Below are 22,672 nucleotides of genomic sequence, written 5' to 3' on the forward strand. Positions count from 1 at the left end.
CACGGTATTTTATGAGTATCTATAAAATTTTACATACATCTGATTGGCATATTGGTAAAAAAATTGGGCATTTTTCTAGAATTGGTGAACAACAACAATTCTTAAATTTTTTATTGAAATTCATTGTGAATGAAAAAATTGATCTTTTGCTTATTGCTGGTGATGTTTATGATTCAAAGAGGCCTGGCATTGAAGAGCAAAAGTTGATAAATGATTTTTTTTATGAATTGTCTTTTACATCTTGTAAATGGTGTGTAGTTATTGCTGGAAATCATGATAAGAAAGATTATTTTAATATTCATAAGAAGATACTTTCAAAATTTAATTTTTTTTTGGTGACAGGAGATGACATTGATAATCATTTAATTCTTTTAAAAGATGGTAATGATGTTAAATTTGTTATTGTATGTATGCCTTATGTTAATGAAAGATTTCTTTTAGATTCAGATTATCAAAATATAGATTTGAATAATGATGTATTTCTTGATAATGTTGAAAAAGCTTATGAAACTCGGATAACAGATATTCTTAAATTGCTCTCTAGAGATTATTTTGACGTTCCTAAGATATTAATGGCACATTCTTTTTTTTCTAGCGGTGGTATGACTGATATTATTGTTAACACCCCTATTTTGTCCGTTAATGTTTTTGGTAATGATTTTTCTTATGTTGCACTTGGACATATTCATAATTTTAAAAGATTAAAAGAGAATATAGTGTATTCGGGTTCTCCAATTCAGTATTCGTTTGATGAGGATGTTAAAAAATATGTAAACGTTTTATTTTTTTGTGATAATAAATTGGTTGAGCAAAATAGGGTTTTACTTCCTATATTTGGTAAATTGTATTTTTTGAAAGGTTCTTTCCAAGAAGTGATTAATAATTTAAATAGGATTAAGAATGAAATTTCTTATCTTTGTTATTTAAAAATTGAAATTAATGATAGGGTGAATTCAGAATTTGAGGAGCAAATTTATAATTTAATAAAGTCAAGTTTCATTAATATATTTGATGTTTATTATAATTTGGAAGATTCAGGCGAAGAGTCTTTTAAAAATGAGCGTAAATTGCTTGGTAGAGATGAAGTGTTAAATAGAGATGAGAAGTATTTTTTTCAAGAAAAATTGAAAAGGGATATTGTGGGTGGTTTTAAGAGAAGAAATAAATTTAAGGAAGAAGAACTTATTGCTCTTTTTGAAGAGGTATTACTGAAGGGAAGAGCAGGGGAATATGAGGATAAATAAATTAATATTTAAAAATATTGCGTCTTATAAAGGTGAGTATGAAATTAATTTTGATGTGTCTGTTTTAAGAAGGTCTGGAATTTTTTTAATTTCTGGGAATACAGGAGCTGGAAAGAGTACAATTTTAGATTGTATTACGCTTGCTCTTTATGCACGTGTTTATAGGCTTGATAAAAATATTTCAGATTTTATCTCAAAAGGTTTTGATAGTGCTTATGTGAGGCTTACTTTTACTGTTTCTGAGAAGAGATATGAATCGTTTATTGAACTTCATATAAAACAAAAAGAAACACCAAGGAGTATGGTGCTAAATTGTCTTAGTGATGGAAACTTTATTGAAAACAGAGATGATGTTTTGGTTTACATTAAGAGTCTTTGTAGATTAGATTTTGAGCAGTTTTGCCAAACTGTTATCTTGCCCCAAGGAAATTTTCAGGAATTTTTAACTTCAAATCCAAAGAGTAAAGCAGCTATAATTGATAATATTTTTAATTTAAAAAAATATGATAATATAGAGATCTTTTTAAAGAAAGAATTAGATCTTACAAAATTTAATCGGGAAAAATTGATATTTTTAGATACTGAGGAAAAAAATAGAGTTAGTATTAATAAAAAGAAAATCAATGAATTAAAAGAGATTTTGAGTTTAATTGATATAGAATTTTTGAAAAAAAATCTTGATAATGTTTATAAGTTGATAGTTATCTGTGAAAAGATAATAAAATTTAATAGAAATTATTTAAATATTCAGTGTAGAATTGATAATCTAAAATTAGACTTGTCTTTTAAGATTGAGAGTCGAAAAAAATTAAAGCATGAGCATCATTTGCAGTCAAAGATCAAATCTCAGTTGGATCAAAGACTTGCATTTTTTCATTCTAATGATTTTTTGGATTTAAAAAACTTTGTTAGAAGGCATATTGAATTATTAAATGATAAGAATCAGTTTGTTTATGAATTTTCAAGGGTTAAAAAAGATTTAGAAGAATTAAAATATTTGGATTTAGATAATTTTAATTTTGATTATGTAAAAGAATTATATTATGAAAATGCTATTTTTTGTGAAATAGGATTTGATGAGAAAGCTTATAATGTATTGCTTGTAAAAGAGAGACAGTTGGAAATTCAAAGAAAGAAATTGTTAGAAAAACAAAGGAAAAAGAATGTTGAAATTAAAAGTATTGCTTTAAAAGAGGTAACATTTGATTTTGATAAATATGTTTATTATGAGGCATTAAAGTTGTTAAAAGGATTTTATGAAGAGCTAATATTGAAATATAAAAATGGATTATCGTTATTGTTAAACTCGGATAATGAAAATAATGACTTTTCTCAAGTTGTTAACATGAATATTAAGATTGATTTTTATGAAAAATTTTTGGAACATCTTATTAAAAATAAAGAATTGGTTGAAAGAGATATAGAAAATCTTAAGTTTCTTGAAGATGCGTATAGAGCATATCAAGGAAAAGAAAAGTTAAAAATTAGTAATTTAAATGATCTTTTAGAATTAAATTCAAAGCTTCAAGTTTTACAATCTGAATTGGATATCTTGAGATTGGATATCTTGCGTAATAAAGAAAATAAGATTAAATGGGAAGGTTGTGTTGCAAATTTTAAGAAAAATAATTCAGAAATTTTAAAAAGAGTTGGTCAAAGTTTATTTCATAAATATATAGATTATTCTGATAAAAATAAGATGTTGGTTTTTGAAAGTAAATTTAAAAAAGTTTCAGAATTGAAATTAATTCTTAATGATTTAAATTCTAAAATTTCCTTAAACGATGTAAAAATTAAAGACAATTTGGATAAGATAAAAAATTTACTGTCTAATATTAATTTAAACATTAATTTTAGTGATTCTACTTTATTAGAAGAAGAATTTGAAAAATTTTTAATTTCTCAAAGAAATATAGAAAATGATCGTATGAAATTTAATGTGTGTCTTGACAATATAAACAATGAAAAATTGAAACTTGAGAGTCAAATTGAATTTATAAAACAAACTATATTAGATTTTAAAATAGAGCTTAAAGATGAGTTAGATAATTTTACTTCTAATTTTTTGAATTTCAAAGTAGCAATGCGAGGTAATACTTGTGATACAGATCCCATTGTTTTTCTTGATTCTTTAATTCCTAGCAAAAATAGTTTGGAACATTTTTTAAAATTAAAGTCTAATTTTATGTCTCAAATTGAAGTTTTCTCTAAAGAGATTAGTAAGTATGATGCAGCTTTTTCAAGTGTACAAAATCTTCAATTAGAACTCAATGAACAGGAGATTAATTTAAGGAATATCAATAGTAAATTAATCAATATTAATGAACGTAATGATAAACTTGAAATTTTAAAAAAAATTATTACTGTATCTCCTAGTTTAAAATATTATGTTCAAAGTTTTTTGATTGATGAAATTCTTAGTATAGCTAATAAGAAATATTTAAGCATTATTCTTCCTGATTTTGGGCTTGAAATTAATACAGATAGTAGAGATTTTAATTTTTTAGTTAGGAGTAAAAGGGATGGAAATATGACTCGTAATGTTAAAACTTTATCTGGTGGTGAGAGATTTCTTGTATCTTTATCTCTCTCTTTAGCTTTTTCAGATATGATCAGGGATAGTGATCTTAAAATAGAGGCATTTTTTCTTGATGAAGGTTTTGGAAGTCTTGATGAAGACACTTTAAAAGTAGTGATCCCAAAAATTTCTGATTTACAGCGTATCGATGGGCGTCAAATAGGTATAATATCTCATGTTTCTTATTTAAAGGAAGAAATTAAGACGCAAATAGTTGTAGAGAAAGTTTCTACAGTTTCTAAAATTACTATAGAGAGTTTTTAATTTTTCATTGTATAATTATTTGAATATTTTAGGATATGGAGAATTGTATGAAATATTATATTGCGATTGATGTTGGAGGCACTAATACTAAATATTCTCTTGCAGATGGTGATGGTAATTTTCTTGATAAATTCGAAGTTAAATCGGGTGCTACTGCTGATGATCAAGTTGATATTTTAGTTGATATAATTAATTATTACAAGAGAGAGTATAATGTTGAAGGTGTTGCAATTTGTATTCCTGGCTTTGTTGATCCTAGGGGGATTGTTATTAGAGTGAATGCCATTGAGGGTTTTACTAATTATCCTTTAAAAGAGAGACGCTTGAAAATTTAACAGGAGTAAATGTTGAAATTGAAAATGATGCTAATTGTGTGGCCTTAGCAGAAAAATTTAAAGGTAATGCTGTTCATTCTAATGATTTTATTGCTTTAACGCTTGGAACAGGCATTGGTGCTGGAATATTTCTTAATGGGAAGCTTGTAAGAGGATATTCTTTTATGTCTGGTGAAATTGGATTTATGATTACCAGAGGTCTTGATAATAATATTCCTTTTAATTGTAGATGGGAATCTTTAGCTTCTGTTGCAGCTTTAAGATGAAGGGTTGCTAGTCGTTTAGAAATGGAATTGGATAATGTTTCTGGAGAATATGTTTTTGAACTTGCTGATAATGGTAATATTCATGTTAGAAATGAAATAGATTATTTTTTTGAAACTTTATTATTTGGTATTTTTAATTTAATTTTTGTCTTAAATCCTGAAAAGATATTAATTGGAGGTGGGATAAGTTCAAGATTGGATTTAATAAGTAGAATATATGATAAGTTAGAAAATTTATGGTCTTTAGAATTGGCACGTATTTATGATAATGACATTAGAAAACTTGTCAAACTTGAAACAGCTAAATTTAATAATGATTCTGAAAAAATTGGGGCGTTATATCATTATTTTGCTATAAATAGATTATTGTGTAATTTGGATGTTTAAATGGTAAAAGAGGCATGTGTTTTTAATGTATTAGAGGCTTTACGTGCTTGTAGAACTTGGTGCCGATAGAATTGAACTTTGTGAAAATATGTTTTGTGGAGGAACTACGCCTTTTTATGGTACCATAAAAATTTTGAAACAAATTTTGGTGGATATTCCTATTGTTGTGATGATTAGACCACGGGGTGGTAATTTTGTGTATTCTACTTTAGAGTTTCAGGTTATGCAAGAAGATATTGAAATTTGTAAAAGTCTTGGGGTTGAAGAGGTTGTTTTTGATATTTTAAGAGATAATGGTGAAATTGATATAGAGAAAACCAAATATTTGTTGAACTTTTCTTATCCTTTAAAGGTTACTTTTCATAAAGCAATTGATGAAACTCATGATATTAAAGATTCTGTGGCTAATCTTTTGGATATTGGTGTTCACAGGATATTGACTTCAGGAGGAGGTCTTAAAGCAGAAGATTCACTTATGATACTTAAAGATTTAATATTGATGAGTCGAAATAAGGTAGAAATTGTTGTTGCTGGGAAAGTTAATAAATCTAATATTGATAGTATTGATGCTATTTTGGATGCAAAAGCTTATCATGGCAGGCTTATTGTTGGTGATTTAAGTTTATTTTAATTTCTTATCATTTTTTTTGAATTTAGAACTTGTATTGGAAAAATAGGTTTGTTAAATTTATATATAAATAGTTAATGTTTATTATGTTTAGTATATATTAAATTTGTTATAAATTCTTTAATACTCATTTTATTAACATTAAATTGAAGTTCTATGGTATTTTTATCTTGTATTTTAGATGTTATAGGTCCTGAAATTATTATTTTTGTTGTATGTTTAAGGATACTTGGTATTAATTTTTTTGATGCAATAGAGAGTATTTTGGGATTATTAGTGTTTAGATAAGCTTTAAAATTATATTCGTTGTCGTTTGCACTATTTGCAATGAAAATTCCTTTGTTAAAGGGAATTAAATTTGTTTTATTGATGTTGTTTGGAATTAGTTTAGTGATATCATTGATCAAAATGAATATTTCATGTTGATCAATGATATCAATGTATTTTGTTATGAGTATGTTTGTATTTTGATGAGTTATTTCTTTTTGATTGATTAATATACCTTTTTTGTCTTTAGTTGGGGTTATATATATGTTTGAATTTTTTATTTTCCATTTTGGGTTCATAAATATATTTCCACATGATTGAAAATTCGGATGATTGTTTATTTTCCAAAATATGCTTTTGGGAAAATTGCCTGTTATTATTAATGAAAAAGTTTCTGGATTTTTTGTGTAGCTTAAATATAAATTACCAACAGTATGAAGACCTATTTTATATTTCATTTCGAATTCACTATATATGAATCTGTTTTTAGATAAATTTACATAAGCATATATATCTGATGAGGAGTCTAATAACATGATTGAAGATATATTTTTTTTAGGTGGATGGTAAGTTAGAGTTACACATCCTATTAAAAGCATAGCAATACAAATATTAATAATTAATTTAAGCATTTTTCTATACCTATATTTACTGATATTTCCTCATCTAGTTCTAAAGTTGTTAAGGCTTTTTTATTATTAATTTCTATTGTTATTGCCAAAGTTTCAGTTTTAATATAATTTTCAAAATTGTTGATTATTTTTGTAAGTATTTCATCATTATTTGTATATAGTATTATTCTGTCGGTAACATTGAAATTACTTTCTTTTCTTAAATTTTGTACTTTCCTTATAAGTTCTCGTGAGAGTCCTTCTAGATATAATTCTTCTGTAATTAAAGTATCTAGTCCTATTGTTATAGAATCTTCATTAATTACTTTTAAATTTTTTCTTTCATGTCTTTCTAGTATTATATCTTTTAGTGTTATATCATATGTATTATTGTTAATTGTAATTGTATGTTTGTTGCCATTTATTATTTCTAATATGTCTTCATTGCTTAGTTTTGTTATTGCTAATGCTACTGATTTCATATTTGTGCCGAGTTTGCTTCCAAGTTCTTTAAAATTTGCTTTTGCTTTATAAGTTACAAGTTCTTCTTCATTGGATTTTATTTTTATTTCTTTTGCATTAATCTCTTCAAGTATGATTTCTGTCATTTCTCTTAGAGTATTTTGTTCTTTATGATTTTTGGTGATTATGTATATTGTTTTAATAGGCTTTCGTATTTTTATATTGTGTGATGCTCTTAGTGCTCTTGCAATTGTTATTACTTTTCTTGTGAAATTCATTTTTTCTTCAAGTTCTATATTAATAAGTTCCTTAATTGATTGAGGATAATTATTCAAATGAATAGATTCTTTTTCATTTTTGGTCTTTAAATTTTGATATATTTCTTCTGTTAAAAAAGGGATAAATGGTGCAAGCATTAGCATTAAGTTTTTTAAAGTATAATATAATGTTTCATAAGCATCTATTTTATCATTGTCATTTTCAGATTTCCAAAACCTTCTTCTTGATCGTCTTATATACCAGTTATTTAACTTGTCTATGAATGTAAGAAGTACTTCTATTGATTTTGTTAAGTTATATTTATCTATTTCTTCGTTTAATATTTGCTTTAAACTTTCAATTTCGCTAATTATCCATTTGTCAAGTATATTGGTTTTATATAGATTTACATAATTATTAGGTGTAAACTTGTCAATGATTGCATAAGTTATAAAAAATGAGTAAGCATTCCAAATAGGGATTATAATATTTTTTAAGACATCTTTAACTCCATCATCGCTATATTTTAGATCATCAGCTTTTATTACTGGACTCATTATCAAATAAAGTCTTAAAGCATCTGCTCCAAATGTGTTTATTATTTGTATTGGATCTGTATAATTTTTGAGTGATTTTGACATTTTTTTGCCGTCACTAGATAATACTAGTCCATTAACTATTACATTTTTGAATGCTGTTTTTTCAAAAAGAGCAGTTCCTAAAATTGTTAATGTATAAAACCATCCTCTTGTTTGATCTAAGCCTTCTGCAATAAAATCGGCAGGGAAGATATTTTGGAATTTATCTTTATCTTTAAATGGATAATGTTTGCTTGCGTAAGGCATTGAACCAGATTCAAACCAGCAATCTAAAACCTCACTTGTTCTAACATATGTGCCACCATATTTGCTAGGCCAGGTTATCTTATCAATTTTATCTTTATGTAAATCGATAATCTTTTGTCCTGATAATTTTTCTAATTCTTCCCTAGATCCTATACATATTTTATTTCCTGTTTTTGAACATTTCCAAATCGGTATTGGATTTCCCCAAAATCTATTTCTACTTATTGCCCAATCTCTTGCATTTTCTAGCCATTTGCCAAATCTTCCCTTTTTAAGATGTTCAGGTATCCAATTTATTTGTTCATTTGATCTTATAAGTTTTTCTTTGATTTTTTCAATATTGACAAACCATGAGCTTATAGGTCTATAAATTAGAGGTGAGTTTGTTCTATAGCAAAATGGATATCTGTGCAAATAGTTTTCTCTTTTGAATAAAAGATTCATTGATTTTAATTTTTCTATTATTTTATTATCTGCATCTTTAACAAATAATCCTTCAAAATCTTTAACTTCGCTTGTGAATTTGCATTCGGCATCTATAGGTGTTATCATATCGGTTTGAGTATTTTTTTTAAGTATTTGATAGTCTTCTTCTCCAAATGGTGCAATGTGTACTATTCCTGTTCCGTCATCGGTTGTAACGTATTCTGCTGTATGAATTTTAAAAGCTCCTTTGTTCCGTTGGTTTACAAAGTAATCAAATAGTGGTTCATATTCTATTCCCTTGAGATGTTCACCTTTAAATTGTTCTATTATTACGTATTTGTTTTCATCTTGATAGTAGTGATTTAATCTTTTTGTTCCTATTATGTATATTTCATTTTTTTCTTGATCAACTACTTTAGAGTAATCTATGTCTTTCCCAACAGCAATTCCAAGATTTGTGGGTAATGTCCAGGGAGTTGTAGTCCATGCAAGCAGATATTCATTTTTATCTTTGATTTTAAATTTTATGGTTAATGATGGATCATGAATTTCTTTGTATTCACCAAGATTGACCTCAAAATTTGATAAAGGAGTTGCAAGTTTTGGAGAATATGGCAATACATAGTAGCTTTCATAAATTAAACCTTTATTGTAAAGGGTTTTAAATACCCACCATACGGATTCCATGAATGTTAGATCCATTGTTTTGTAATTATTCTCAAAGTCAACCCATCTTCCCAGTCGTGTTATTATTTTTTTCCATTCTTTTGTGTACCTTAAAACTATATTTCTGCATTCTTCATTAAATTTATCGATACCATATTGTTCTATTTCATATCTTCCAGATAATTTTAAAGATTTTTCTACTTCATATTCTACTGGTAATCCATGAGTATCCCATCCAAAATATCTCTTGACATTCTTTCCTTTCATTGTTTGATATCTTGGAATTATGTCTTTAATTGTATTTGGGACAAAATGTCCAAAATGGGGAAGCCCTGTTGCAAATGGTGGACCATCATAGAATGTAAATTCTTCACATCCTTCTCGTTGTTTCATCGATTTTTCGAAAATTTTATTATGATTCCAAAATTGTAATATTTTTTCTTCTAATTGGGGAAAATGTACTTTATTTTCTACTTTTTTGAACATAAAATTTCCTTTTGTTTGATTTTTATATTGTTTTGTTCTAAGTATATTTTTATTAGATTTATATTAGGATTGTGAAATATTTGATTAATAATTTTTTCTTCTATGTTTTCTTTTACTGCATTTAAAATGCTTCTTGCTCCGGAATTTTTATCATAATATTTTTTTATTATATGATTTTTAAGAGAGTCATCAATTTCTATTTGAATGTTTTTTAGGCTAAATTTTTGAGTAAGTTCTTTGCAGTAATTATCGTAAATTATGCTGAGGTCTTTTTCTGTTAATACGTTAAGAATTATTTTTTTTTGTATTTTATCTATTAATGATAACTTAAATTTTGTTTTAAGTTCATTATTGATTGTGCTTTTAATATCTATATTATTGTCTGTTTTATTAAATCCAAGGATGCCTTTTCCAAGTAATATTTTACTGCCAATAGATGTACTTAAAACAATGATGCTATTCTTAAAAGATATTTTATCTTCTGTATTGTCAATTAGTTCTCCATTTTCAAGTATTTGTTCTATTATGCTCATTACGGAATTATGCGCATATTCAATATTTTCAAATATGATGAATGCTCTAGGATTATATTTTAGTCTGTTTATTAAAATACCACCGTCAGTATAACCTGCGTATCCTGGATTTGTTCCTATTAGTTTTGATATAGAAGTTTCTTCTCTGTAATCTGACATATCTAACTGTAGTATTGAATTTTGATCTTTAATCATGATTTTTGATATTGTTTTTGATAGTATTGTTTTTCCACTTCCACTTGAACCTATGAGCAATATTGATGTTAATGGTTGTATATTATTGTTGATGCCTAGTTTTGTTTTTACCATTTCTATAATGATTTCATCTATGGCAGATTCTTGTCCAATTATTTTTTCTTTGATGTTTATTGTTTCTTCTTTAAGATATGCAATTTCTTCTGTGAGACTAAGTTTTACCTTAATGCCAAAAAATTCATCTGTTGTATTTTTAACATCCTCGGCATTTACTATTTTTGTATTTATTTCTTGTTGTTTTTTCTGGGCTCCAGCAATGTCAATTAGATCAATTGCTTTATCGGGAAATTTTCTATTAGTTAAATATTGTGATGATAAGCTAATAACATTTTCTATGGCTTCTTTTTCATAAGTGACGCCGTGATAGTTTTCAAAGTTTTTTATTATGCTGTTGATTATGTTGAGAGTTTCTTTTTCATCAGGTTCTTTGATTGATATTGTTTGAAATCTTCTAGTGAATGCCTTGTCTTTGGATATGTGTTTTCTATATTCATCATAAGTCGTTGCACCTATTATTTGTATTGCAGAACGAGAGAGAATAGGTTTTAAGATATTTGCTGCGTCAATAGAACCTTCAGAATTTCCTGCTCCTATTAAAGTGTGTATTTCATCAATAAAGATTATTATGTTTTTATTATTTTTTATAGACTTAATTATATTATTTAATCTTTCTTCAAATTCACCTCTATATTTAGTTCCAGAAACTAAGTCAGAAGTTTCAATTTGTAGTATTATTTTATTTTGTAATTGGCTTTTTATTTCTTTGTTTGCAATTTTAATGGCAAGTCCTTCAACAATTGCTGTTTTTCCAATCCCAGGTTCTCCTATTAAAATTGTGCTATTTTTGTTTCTTCGTTCAAGTATGCTTATTAATGATTGAATTTCTTTTTCACGTCCTATTAGGGGATCAAGTTTTTTTTCTTTTGCAAGTGTTGTGAGATTTTTAACGTATTTGTTAATTTCAAAGTAGTCGTTTTGTCTTGTTTCATCTTCAAATTCTTTATATGTTTCAATTAATCTTATTTTATCTATGCTTGTTATTATATTATCTTCATCGAAGTTAAAGCTTAGTTTATTAAGTTTATATTTTTTGAGAAGCTTTTTTGTTTTTAAAATCTGATAAAAAATTTCTTTTATGCCTATTAAAGTTTTGGACTTAAATTCTTTTTTTGTTTGGTCAATAAGAGTAAAGATTTCTCTGCTTATTTTTGGGATGACAATTTCATTGGTGCCAATTAAAACTTTTTCTAGCTTTTCTATTTCATATAATGTATCTTGTTTGATATTTTTTAAAGTTTTGGTTTCTATATTTTTTATTTCAGATTTTTTAGGATGAATTAATAATATAGACATTAATAAATGCCAACTTGAGACTTCTCTATTTTTATTTTTTCTAGCTACTTCTCTTGACGATATTTCAACTAGGTTCATTAATTTGTCTGTTATATTAATATTTTTCTATCTCCATCTTTATTTTGTTCATTATATCAAAAATACTATTTTTTTGTTCGTATCTTGAATATATGGATATATAAAATTTAATTTTTGCTTCCGTGCCAGATGGCCTAATTGTTATTTCTATTTTATTTTCTAATAAGAATTTTATTGCATTTGTGGTGTGTGTATAGCCTTTTATTGTATATACGTTTCCATGCATATCGATTTCTTTTAGTGTTTTATAATCTAATTTTTTAATTATGAAAAGACCTGCAAATTTTTTTGTAATATTGTTTCTAAATTGTAACATTAATTTTTCTCTTAAAAAATCACCATTAGTTTCTTTAAAGATTTTATTAATTGTAAAATCTTCGTAATATCCAAATTCTTTGTACATTGTTTGTAGATATTGATTTATTGTGATTTGGTTTTTTTTTAGTGTCAACATTAAATCACAAAATCCTTTTATGGCTGAAAATGCATCTTTATCTCTAGTTCCAGTGCCAATTAGGTATCCATGGCTTTCTTCACATCCAAAAATAAATTTTTTGTTTGGTTCTTTTTTTTGTATCTTATCTATTAAGTTTCCTATCCATTTAAATCCTGTATATGTTCTATATAATGTTGTGTTGTATTTTTGAGCTATTTTATCTAACATTGGGGTTGTGACAAAAGAGGCTATTATAAAGGTGTTTTTGGGGTTATTTTCTCTAGATAGTAAATAGTGCATTAAGATGCATGCAATTTGATTTCCATTTAAAATTTTCCATTTTCTGCTTTCTTTGAAAGCAATACCCAATCGATCAGCATCTGGATCTGTTGCAAATGCAATATCACAGTTTGTTTTCTTTGCAAGTTCTATTACTCTAGACATGGTTGTATGTTCTTCAGGATTGGGATATTTGACTGTAGGAAATTCTGGATCAGGATTTATTTGTGTTTGTTCTGTTAAAAGTTCTACTTTGCTACCTTTAAATAATTTCTTTATTATTGTTCCTCCTGTTCCATGCAGAGGAGTATATGCGATTCGTAAATTTGTAGTTTTACTTTTTTGATTGAAATTAGGAAATTCGTCATTTATTTTTTGTATGTATTTAATATCAATTTCATTTTTAAGTTCAATTATTATTCTTTTATTTATTCCTTCTCTTTTTATGAATGTATGTTTGATATTAGATACTTTTTGTATTTCCGATATTATTTTTGCATCATGTGGATCTATTATTTGAGCACCTCCTTTCCAGTATACTTTATATCCGTTATATTCTTTTGTATTATGACTTGCTGTTATCATTATTCCAAGATCGCAGTTTAATTTTCTAACTGTGTAGGATAATTGTGGAGTTGCTCTTAAATTTTTATATATGTAAATTTTAATCCCATTTGAGGCAAAAATTTCAGCAGCTTCGTATGCAAATTCTTTTGAAAAATGTCTTGAGTCATAACTTATTGCGATTTTAGGATTTTGTGTTATTGTAAGGATATAGTTGGCAATTCCTTGACTTGCTTTGGCGATGTTGTATGTATTAATATAGCATGATCCAGCCCCAATTATACCTCTCATGCCAGCAGTACCAAATTCTAGTTCTTTGTGAAATCTATTGTATATTTCTGTTTCATTGTTTTCTTTAAGCAATTTGATAGCTTCATCTTTAAAAAAATTGTTTTTTTCAAATTGTATATATTGTTTTAATTTTTTTTGAAGTTTATTATTTTTCATATTATTTTCCTTTATTTTGTTATTTGAGAATTTATAATTAAATTATAAAATAATAAAATATAACTGTAGAGTTGATTATTATATTTAATTTATAATCTTTTTATTTGGGGTTTTCATGCAATTTTGTTTAAAGTCTGATTATTTTCCTGCTGGTGATCAACCGAAAGCAATAAGAGAGATTAAGGAATCTATTTTACGTAATAATAGGTATCAGACTTTAAAAGGTGTGACAGGTAGTGGTAAAACTTTTACAATAGCTAATATTATTAGGGATTTAGAGCGCCCTTCTTTAATAATTAGTCATAATAAAACTTTAGCAGCACAGCTTTATAGAGAATTTAAAGATTTTTTTCCAGATAATGCAGTTGAGTATTTTGTTTCTTATTATGATTATTATCAGCCTGAATCTTATGTTCCCTCAAAGGATCTATATATAGAAAAGGAAGCTACTATTAATGAAGATATTGAAATAAAGAGAATAAGGACAGTAACATCTCTTTCTAGAAGACGAGATGTTATTGTTGTTGCTACTGTTTCTTCAATTTATGCATTAGGTTCACCAATATTTTTTAAAAGTGCTGCTAATGTTTTTTTTGTAGGACAAAAAATTTCCATTAAGGAGATAGCAGACGTTTTTGTTAAACTTCAATATGAAAGGACGTTTACAAATCTTGAACATGATAAATTTTCTATTAAGGGTGATGTTGTTGAAATATGGCCTAGTAATGAACATGGTGATTTTGCATATAGAATTTATTTGGATTTTGATAAAATTATGCAGATCAACAGGATTAGTCCACTTACAAAAAAAAAATTAGGTTTTGCTAATGAATTTACGCTTTTTGCTAAATCTTATTTTGTTATTCCTTATGAAAAAATATTAAATGCTTTGCCTGAAATACAGGTTGATTTAGAAATGCAATATCGTTATTTTCAAGAAAATAATAAGCTTGTTGAAGCTGAAAGGCTTAAACAAAGAGTTAAATATGATATTGAAATGTTAAGGGAAACAGGGTCTTGTCAGGGTATAGAAAATTATTCTGCATATTTTGGCGGGGATGAGATAGATAGGCCTTATTGTCTTTTCGATTTTTTTCCTGAAGATTATTTGCTATTTATTGATGAATCTCATGTTACTTTACCTCAGTTTAGAGGAATGTATAATGGAGATTATTCAAGAAAATTAAATCTTGTGAATTTTGGTTTTAGATTGCCATCAGCGCTGAAGAATAGACCACTTAAGTATTATGAGTTTGAGTCTTTGATTAATCAAGCTGTTTTTGTATCAGCAACGCCTGGCCTTGAGGAATCTAAAAAGAGTAGTGTTATTGTTGAACAAATAATACGTCCAACAGGTCTTGTTGATCCAGAAATTATTTTGAGACCTTCAGATGGACAAATAGAAGATATTTATAGTGAAATTCAAAGAAGAGTAGTTTTAAATGAGAAGATTTTAATTACAACTTTGACTAAAAAAATGTCTGAGGATTTGACAGATTATTTATTGACTCTTGGAATAAAGGCCAGGTATTTGCATGCAGAATTTAATGCTATTGAAAGAGTAAATATTATTACATCTCTTAGGAAATCAGAGATTGATGTTATTGTGGGGATTAATTTGTTAAGAGAAGGTTTAGATATTCCCGAGGTTTCTCTTGTTATTATACTAGATGCTGATAAGGTAGGATTTTTAAGGTCAGCTTCTTCTTTAATTCAGATTATTGGTAGAGCTGCTAGAAACTCACATGGTTGTGTTATAATGTACTATGATCAAATAAGTTGTGCAATGCAAGAGGCCATTGAAAAAACACGTAGAAGGCGGAATATTCAAATTGAATATAATAAAGCGAATAATATTGTTCCAAAAACTATTGTCAAAAAAGTGCAAAGTATTTTAGAAAAAGAATTTAAAAATAAAACTCTTGATTATAATGTTGAAAAAATTATTTCCGATAATAATTTGTCTAGAGAAGATCTTATCATTAAGCTTAAATTTGAGCTTAATGAAGCGGTTGAGGATGAGAGGTTTGAAGATGCTATCTTTTTGAGAGATAAAATCAAAGAGCTTATTAATATATGATGTTTTAATAACGAGGAGTTTATATTTTTGAAAGAAAACATTACTGTTAGAGGTGCAAGGGAACATAATTTAAAAAATATTGATGTTGATATTCCAAGAAATAGTTTGGTGGTAATATCTGGTAAAAGTGGTTCTGGAAAGTCATCTTTAGCTTTTGATACAATTTTTGCAGAAGGACAGAGAAGATATATGGAATCTGTATCTTCTTATGCGAGACAGTTTTTGGGCGTAATGAAAAAGCCAAATGTTGAATATATAGGCGGACTTTCTCCTGCTATCTCTATTGAACAGAAAACCATCAGCAACAATCCAAGATCAACGGTTGGGACTATTACTGAAATTTATGATTATTATAGATTGTTGTTTGCAAAAGTTGGCAAGCCATATTGTCCCAATGATGGAAATTTAATCGAAGAGCAATCTTTAGATAATATAATTAATGTTATTTTAAGTTATTCTGAGGGTTCCAAAGTTATATTATTTGCTCCTATTGTTATGGGTGCAAAGGGTATTCATAACAAAGAACTTGAGAAAATATTAAATCAAGGATTTGCTAGGGTTAGGATAGATTTTCAGGATTATTTAGTAGAAGATGCCGTTAACTTAAAATTAGATAAAAATAAAAAGCATAATATTGAAATTATAATAGACAAAATAAAATTGAGTAATGATATAAGAGTGAGACTTGCAGAATCTATTGAAACTGCTTTATTGGTGTCTAATGGTTATTTACGTGTAGAGATTGAAGATGATTTAAAAAAAATAGATAGAATTTTTACAGAGCATAATAGTTGTCCTTTATGTGGGTTTTCTCTTCCGGCAATAGAGCCAAGACTTTTTTCATTTAATAGTCCGTTTGGCGCTTGTAGTGAATGTTCTGGTCTTGGTATTATATTTGATTTTGATTTTGAAAAAATTTGTCCTGATATGCAACTTTCTTTTAATGAGGATGCATTTATTACCTTTAAATCAAGTTCGCCTTGGGCCTTGGCGATTTTTAAAGGCTTGTCTAAGCATTATGGATTTAAGTTAAATACTCCTATAAGTCATATTCCTGAGGATGTTCTTCAAAAGATTTTGTATGGAGATAATGTAAAGATAGATTTTGTTTATAAGTCTAGAGAAATGGAAGCTAAAGAAATTAGTGGAGGTTTTCATTATTCTAAGGAATTTGAAGGTCTTATTCCTCTTTTAAAGAGGCGTTATCTTGCAACTGAATCTGATAGTGCTAGATCGTTTTATGAAAGTTTGATGTCTCGTAAAATTTGTAATTTTTGTAAAGGGAAGAGATTGAGTTGCGAGGCTTTGTCTGTTAAATTGGTTGAAAAAGATATCCAAGAGCTTAATAGTTTATCTGTTATGGATTCTTATTTATTTTTTGAAAATATTGAGCTTGATGAGTTTGATACAAAAATTGCTAAAGAGATTTTGAAAGAAATTATAAATAGGCTTAAATTTTTAATTGATGTTGGACTGTCTTATTTATGTTTGGACAGAATATCTGGAACTCTTTCAGGTGGTGAAGCTCAAAGAATTAGACTTGCTACACAAATAGGTTCAGCTCTTGCTGGAGTTCTTTATGTACTTGATGAACCTAGCATTGGGTTGCATCAAAGAGATAATGAAAAATTAGTCAAGACCCTTGTTAATCTTAAAGAACTTGGCAATACAGTAATTGTTGTAGAACATGATGAGCAAACTTTACGTACTGCTGATTATATTATTGATGTTGGTCCTGGAGCTGGAATTTATGGTGGAGAGATCGTTGCTAAGGGAGTATTATCTGATATTTTAAATAATGAAAATAGTTTAACTGGTAAATATTTAAGTGGACAACTTAAAATAGAAGTTCCAAGAGTAAGACGTCAAATAGGAAAATCCAAAATTGTACTTTTGAATGCAAATAAAAATAATTTAAAAAATATTAATGTTCACATTCCTTTGGGAGTTTTTACTGTAATAACTGGGGTTTCTGGTAGTGGAAAGAGTACTCTTCTTAATGAGGTATTATATCCTGCTTTGGATAGTAGGTTAAAAGCGAATGAAATCTATTCTGATGGTTTTGAGGATATTATTGGCTATGAAGAAATTGATAAGGTTATTCAGATAAATCAAAAACCAATAGGACGAACTCCAAGATCAAATCCGGCAACTTATGTTGGATTTTTTACTGAGATTAGGGAAATTTTTGCAAAGCTTCCAGAGTCTAGAACGAGGGGGTTTAAAGCAGGTAGATTTTCTTTTAATGTTAAGGGTGGACGTTGTGAAAAATGTCAGGGGGATGGATACTTAAATATTCAGATGCATTTTTTGCCTGATGTTTTTGTTCCTTGTAGTCTATGTAAAGGTAAAAAATTTAATGAAGAAACTCTGGAAATTAGGTATAAGGGAAAAAATATTTATGATATTTTAGAAATGAGTGTTCTTGAAGCTAAAGATTTCTTTGAAAGTGTTCCAAAGATTAGTCATTATTTAAGTCTTTTAATACAAGTGGGACTTGAGTATATTAAACTGGGACAGTCATCAACAACCCTTTCAGGAGGAGAGGCTCAACGAATTAAATTGGCATTTGAGCTTGGTAAGAAAAGTATGGGAAAAACTTTTTATATTATTGATGAACCGACTACAGGTTTACATTTTGATGATATAAGGAAATTATTAGAAGTATTGCAATTACTTGTTAAAAATGGGAATACTGTGGTTCTCATAGAACATAATTTAGATGTTATTAAACAAGCGGATTATATAATAGACTTAGGTCCTGAGGGTGGAGTATCTGGAGGCAATATTGTTGTATCTGGAACTCCTGAAGAGGTTGCAAAATGCAAGAGTTCCTATACAGGAATGTTTTTGAAAAATCTTTTGTAATATTAATTTTATTAAATATTTTTAGTTGTTTTATCCTGTTTTCTCAGAATGATAATGATAAGGATAAAATTAAAAACAAGCTGACTTTAATGCAGAAAGCTAATTTAAGGGAACTTGAGCTTTCTAGTGATGAAGATTTGAAAAAGTGGGCATTAAAAGAAGGAATCAAAGAGAAAGACATTTCTAAGATAAAATCATTGCTTTTGGAAAAATTTGGTATATCTCCTGATCTTTTTTTAAAAGATGGCAAGGATGCAGGAAGATATAAAGTAGTTATTGAGAGTACAGATAATCTTGAAAATTTTACCTATGAGCTTACTGAAGATGAAAATATTGTATTTAAAGGTAGAGTGAAACTTATTATTGAAGATGTTAAAGAGAATAAAAAACATAATATTCAAGGTGATAAGATTGTTTTTAATAAAAAAACCAAAAAGCTTTTTTCTAGTGGAAATGTTGATTATAAACTTGATTTAAGTTCTGATGAAAAATTATATTTTTATGGTAATGAATTATTTGTTGATTTTGATTCTAAAAATTTGCTTCTTAAAGATGGAATTATTCAGAAAAAAATACAGAGAAATTTAGTTGATCATATTGTTTCATTTGGGGGTAAATCTTTAAAAAGGTTGGATAATGATGCTAGCATTTTAGAACAGGCTTTTATTACAACCAGTAAAATCCCAGAACCTTATTATTCTATTAAAGCGTCTAAGATATGGATTTTACCATCTGGAGATTTTGGTATTCTTAATGCTGTGTTTTATATAGGAAGAGTACCAATGTTTTATATTCCGTTCTTTTTTAAACCAGGTGATAGTTTATTTTTTAATCCATCTTTAGGATATTTCCCCAAGAGAGGTCTTACTCTTTTTAATACTGTATATTTATTTGGGAAGAAGTCTGTTGATAGTGATAAGTTTTCTTTTTTAGATTTTGATTTTCATTCAATGTATGATTCATCTAAAGAACCTTATATTAGGAATGGTTATTTAACTTATTTTTTTGCAGAGGATGTTGTCTCTAAGTTGAATAAAGATTATGTTAAGTTGATTTTTGATATTTATTCTAATTTGGGATTTTATACAGGTATTGATCTTAACTTAAGTAATACCTTAGATCTTTTTAAGACCTTTGAAGTTAGTTTTGGAATAGGTTTCACAAGAACTGTGCATAGACATATTTTGTCTGGAGTTTATCGTCCTTTTGATAGTAATAGTATTAATTATTCTCTTTTTAGTTTTGATAATATAAATAAGGGTAATATATTTGGGTTTGAAGTTCCTTTTAGATATTTACTTAAATCTAAGTCTGAATTTTTAATCAGTGATGCACTTTTTTCAGTAATATTTGAACATTATTCAGATCCTTATGTGATGATTGACTTTAAAGATAGATTAGAGAGTGGAACATTTTTATCTCTTTTAAGTTCTCCAAAATCTTCATCAGAAATAGAAAAAATGATAAGCACATTTGATTGGAATTTATCTTCTTTTTATAATCGTACTTTTGATGATAATTCTCTTATTGATTATAGGTTAAATAATTTGGGATTTACTTTTAAATTAGCAAGTTATGATAATATATTTAATGCCAAATCTAAGAAAAATATTAAGGATCCTACTAGAAAATGGTTTTATTTAGAGAGGATTCATTTGCCTTATATTGATTTAAATTTTCAAAAGGATCTTTATAATAATAATTGGACTGTTTCTTCTGATTCTAAAACTAAAGAAGTAATTATGGGATCTAAAGTTAAAGATATTGGGGATAGTTTTGAAGATGATAAAGATAAAAGTGATTCAGAAAAACTTAAGGAAAAAAAAGATTTAATTAAAGATTTTCATTTAGTTCCTAATCCAATTGTTTCTAATGATTTTAATAAACAAGATTCTTTTTATATAAGATTTGGTATTAATCCTTATTTAAAAAACAATATATTTTTTGATGATTCTAAATTTAAATCTCCCCAGGAATTTAAATATGATGTAAAGACTTATTTGTTTGACATTAAAAATAAAATAGATTTAAAGCTTTATGCTGACTTTAATAATCGACAAATTACTTTTGAAGATATTTTGTATCTTAATACTGTTGAATATAATCCCTTAGATAAAAATTATAATTTAATAGAAAAAGATAAAAAAGGTGAGCATTCAATTATTCATAAGATCACTTTAAATCTGTTACCTTTTATGATGTATCCTAATTTTTCTCGTAGTAGTATTAAATTTGAAAATAAAATTACTCTTTATTCATTTGATAAAAAGTATGATGTAAATTCTAAAATTTTAGCTGGTAAGAGTAATACTGTTTTTTTAAAAAGTCCCGAAACATTTTATCAAGATTTTAATTTTGATTTGATTTATGATTATAAATTTTTTACTACTAGTTTTTTAAGTGTCCTAAAAAATACTTTTGAAAGCATATATACTTCTTCTGAATTTAAATTTTCTCTAGAATTTCCTTATTTGTTACAAGAAGTGGGTATTGGTGTTAAATATGATAGAAAATTTAAAGAAGACACTAAAAAAACTTTCTTTTCAAAAAAGACGCTTATTAATTCATCACCCTTAAAACCTATATATCCATATAAGCATTTAAAAATGAATCCTGCTTTATATTATAAGTTGGAGCCACGATATTTAGATTATTTAAAATTTTCCTTTTTAATTGCTTATGATCCTTTAATTAATGGATTATCTGAGCTTTCGTTAAAGGTTAATGCTTATGACTTTAAATTTGCATTTAAAATGAAAAATGATTTTGAGTATAAATATGATAAATTACTTGGTGATTTTGCAAAAGTGGGATCTATGGCTAAGCTTGTTCCGTATTCTTTAAGTGCTCAGTATAAAAAAGATTTGTATGAATTTAAGTTTTTTAATGAAAAATTTTCAATTGGCTTTGGAACAGATGTTGGATGGAAAATGAATTTGCAAAAATTTGTTGATAATGAATTTTGGGCTGAGTTTACTTTAAAGTTTAAGTATACTAAATTTTTTGAATTGGATGTTGCAACTCGTTCTATTAATACAAAAACTTTTAGATATTTTGGGGGATATATGAATCAAATTGATCTTGCAACAGTCAATTTTTTAGAAGATGTCTTTAAGTCATTTAATTTTTTTAATATTCAGGATAGAAAAGATTCATTATTTAAGATTAAAAAAATTAGTACAAGTTTTAAATTTAATTTTTATGATTGGAAATTTGTTGGTGAGTATAGTTTAAGTCCAGATATTTTAAAGCATGATAACAATCGGTATTCTTCAATTTGGAGAAATACTTTTTCAATTTATATTTCCTGGAATTTCTTTGAGCCTGTTAAGTCATCGTTTGAGAGTAATTCAAGTACTAACTATGAACTTTTAATTAATAGAAAGTCTAATAGACAAGATAGAATTTTTTAATTATTTAATATTAAGTATGTATTTTGTTTTTTAAGTGAAGTATGACTTTATCTTTTATGAAAGCCAAGATCTGCAATATTATTGTTACCTGATATCAATACTATTTGGCCTCCACTGTTTTCAAATATATTCCTTAATTTGATAACATTTTGAATTAATTTGATAGTGTTTTTATTTAAGTTTTTATTATAAAAACCTTTAGACCAATAATCTATGACCAGCTTACTATCTCCAAATATGTTTTTTGTATTTTCTTGTAATGCTATTTTAAGTGCGATGTATAGTCCCAAAAGTTCACCATAATTATTACTAATTCCGTTAAAATTTTTGACATAGTAGTTGTTATAATCGTTAATAAAGTTTTGTTTTACTACTTTGTCTATTATTGATATTCCTTTTTCATTGACAACTCTAACTTCTACTCCTTGTCCTCTGCCTGTGCCAGAATCGAAATATATACCTTTTGGGTGACAAGTATTAATTTTTCCGTTTTCTAGGAGCCATTTATTTGCTTCTTCTTTTGTTTTAAAACTTTTTATTTTATTTTTTTGTCCTATAATCTTGTTTTTGCATTCTTCCCAAGATGTAAAAATGAATTTTTCGTTTTTATCGTTTAATATGCATGCATAGTATTTTTTCATAT

General features: G+C 26.9%; 11 protein-coding genes and 1 pseudogene. 7 read left to right on the forward strand and 5 right to left on the reverse strand.

The window, feature by feature from the left end; genetic code table 11:
- Nucleotides 1-11 precede the first annotated feature (11 nt).
- From sbcD to BRE_RS04240, 4 genes and pseudogenes are all read left to right on the forward strand, one after another.
- Nucleotides 12-1,244 (forward strand): exonuclease subunit SbcD, encoded by a 1,233-nt coding sequence (gene sbcD, locus BRE_RS04225; protein ID WP_012539202.1) that lies wholly within the window; start codon nucleotides 12-14, stop codon nucleotides 1,242-1,244.
- Entirely contained in the window at nucleotides 1,231-4,086 is a 2,856-nt protein-coding gene (locus BRE_RS04230) for an AAA family ATPase (protein WP_012539203.1), read from the forward strand. The genes sbcD and BRE_RS04230 overlap by 14 nt, the downstream gene beginning before the upstream one ends.
- Before the next feature lie 47 nt (nucleotides 4,087-4,133).
- Nucleotides 4,134-5,074 (forward strand): annotated as a pseudogene (locus tag BRE_RS04235) (ROK family protein).
- A 43-nt stretch (nucleotides 5,075-5,117) separates the two neighbouring features.
- Nucleotides 5,118-5,705: a copper homeostasis protein CutC gene (locus BRE_RS04240; protein ID WP_012539204.1), complete on the forward strand. Its 588-nt coding sequence runs from the start codon at nucleotides 5,118-5,120 to the stop codon at nucleotides 5,703-5,705.
- A gap of 71 nt (nucleotides 5,706-5,776) precedes the next feature.
- Here BRE_RS04240 and BRE_RS04245 read toward each other — a convergent pair whose 3' ends face one another.
- From BRE_RS04245 to BRE_RS04260, 4 genes are read right to left on the reverse strand one after another with little or no spacing between them, the layout of a single operon-like run.
- The gene (locus BRE_RS04245; protein WP_012539205.1) at nucleotides 5,777-6,601 is read right to left on the reverse strand and encodes a hypothetical protein; all 825 of its coding nucleotides are present in this window, start codon (nucleotides 6,599-6,601) and stop codon (nucleotides 5,777-5,779) included.
- Entirely contained in the window at nucleotides 6,589-9,723 is a 3,135-nt protein-coding gene (ileS, locus tag BRE_RS04250; protein ID WP_012539206.1) for an isoleucine--tRNA ligase, read from the reverse strand. The genes BRE_RS04245 and ileS overlap by 13 nt, the downstream gene beginning before the upstream one ends.
- Complete coding sequence (locus BRE_RS04255) at nucleotides 9,708-11,942, reverse strand: AAA family ATPase (protein ID WP_012539207.1); 2,235 nt, start codon at nucleotides 11,940-11,942, stop codon at nucleotides 9,708-9,710. The genes ileS and BRE_RS04255 overlap by 16 nt, the downstream gene beginning before the upstream one ends.
- Before the next feature lie 16 nt (nucleotides 11,943-11,958).
- On the reverse strand, nucleotides 11,959-13,668 hold the full coding sequence (locus BRE_RS04260; protein ID WP_012539208.1) for a phospho-sugar mutase: 1,710 nt from the start codon (nucleotides 13,666-13,668) through the stop codon (nucleotides 11,959-11,961).
- Nucleotides 13,669-13,783: 115 nt separating this feature from the next.
- Between BRE_RS04260 and uvrB the strand changes: the two genes are divergently transcribed.
- From uvrB to BRE_RS04275, 3 genes are read left to right on the forward strand one after another with little or no spacing between them, the layout of a single operon-like run.
- Entirely contained in the window at nucleotides 13,784-15,748 is a 1,965-nt protein-coding gene (gene uvrB / locus BRE_RS04265; protein WP_012539209.1) for an excinuclease ABC subunit UvrB, read from the forward strand.
- A gap of 27 nt (nucleotides 15,749-15,775) precedes the next feature.
- The gene (gene uvrA, locus BRE_RS04270; RefSeq protein ID WP_012539210.1) at nucleotides 15,776-18,616 is read left to right on the forward strand and encodes an excinuclease ABC subunit UvrA; all 2,841 of its coding nucleotides are present in this window, start codon (nucleotides 15,776-15,778) and stop codon (nucleotides 18,614-18,616) included.
- A complete protein-coding gene (locus tag BRE_RS04275) occupies nucleotides 18,571-22,029 on the forward strand; it encodes an LPS-assembly protein LptD (protein ID WP_012539211.1) in 3,459 nt (1,152 codons plus the stop codon). The genes uvrA and BRE_RS04275 overlap by 46 nt, the downstream gene beginning before the upstream one ends.
- 47 nt (nucleotides 22,030-22,076) lie before the next feature.
- On the opposite strand, the gene BRE_RS04280 is transcribed toward BRE_RS04275, so the two are convergent.
- A complete protein-coding gene (locus BRE_RS04280; RefSeq protein WP_012539212.1) occupies nucleotides 22,077-22,670 on the reverse strand; it encodes a ribonuclease H family protein in 594 nt (197 codons plus the stop codon).
- Nucleotides 22,671-22,672: the final 2 nt, after the last annotated feature.

This window comes from Borrelia recurrentis A1, from assembly GCF_000019705.1.
In the GTDB taxonomy this organism is placed as follows: domain Bacteria; phylum Spirochaetota; class Spirochaetia; order Borreliales; family Borreliaceae; genus Borrelia; species Borrelia duttonii.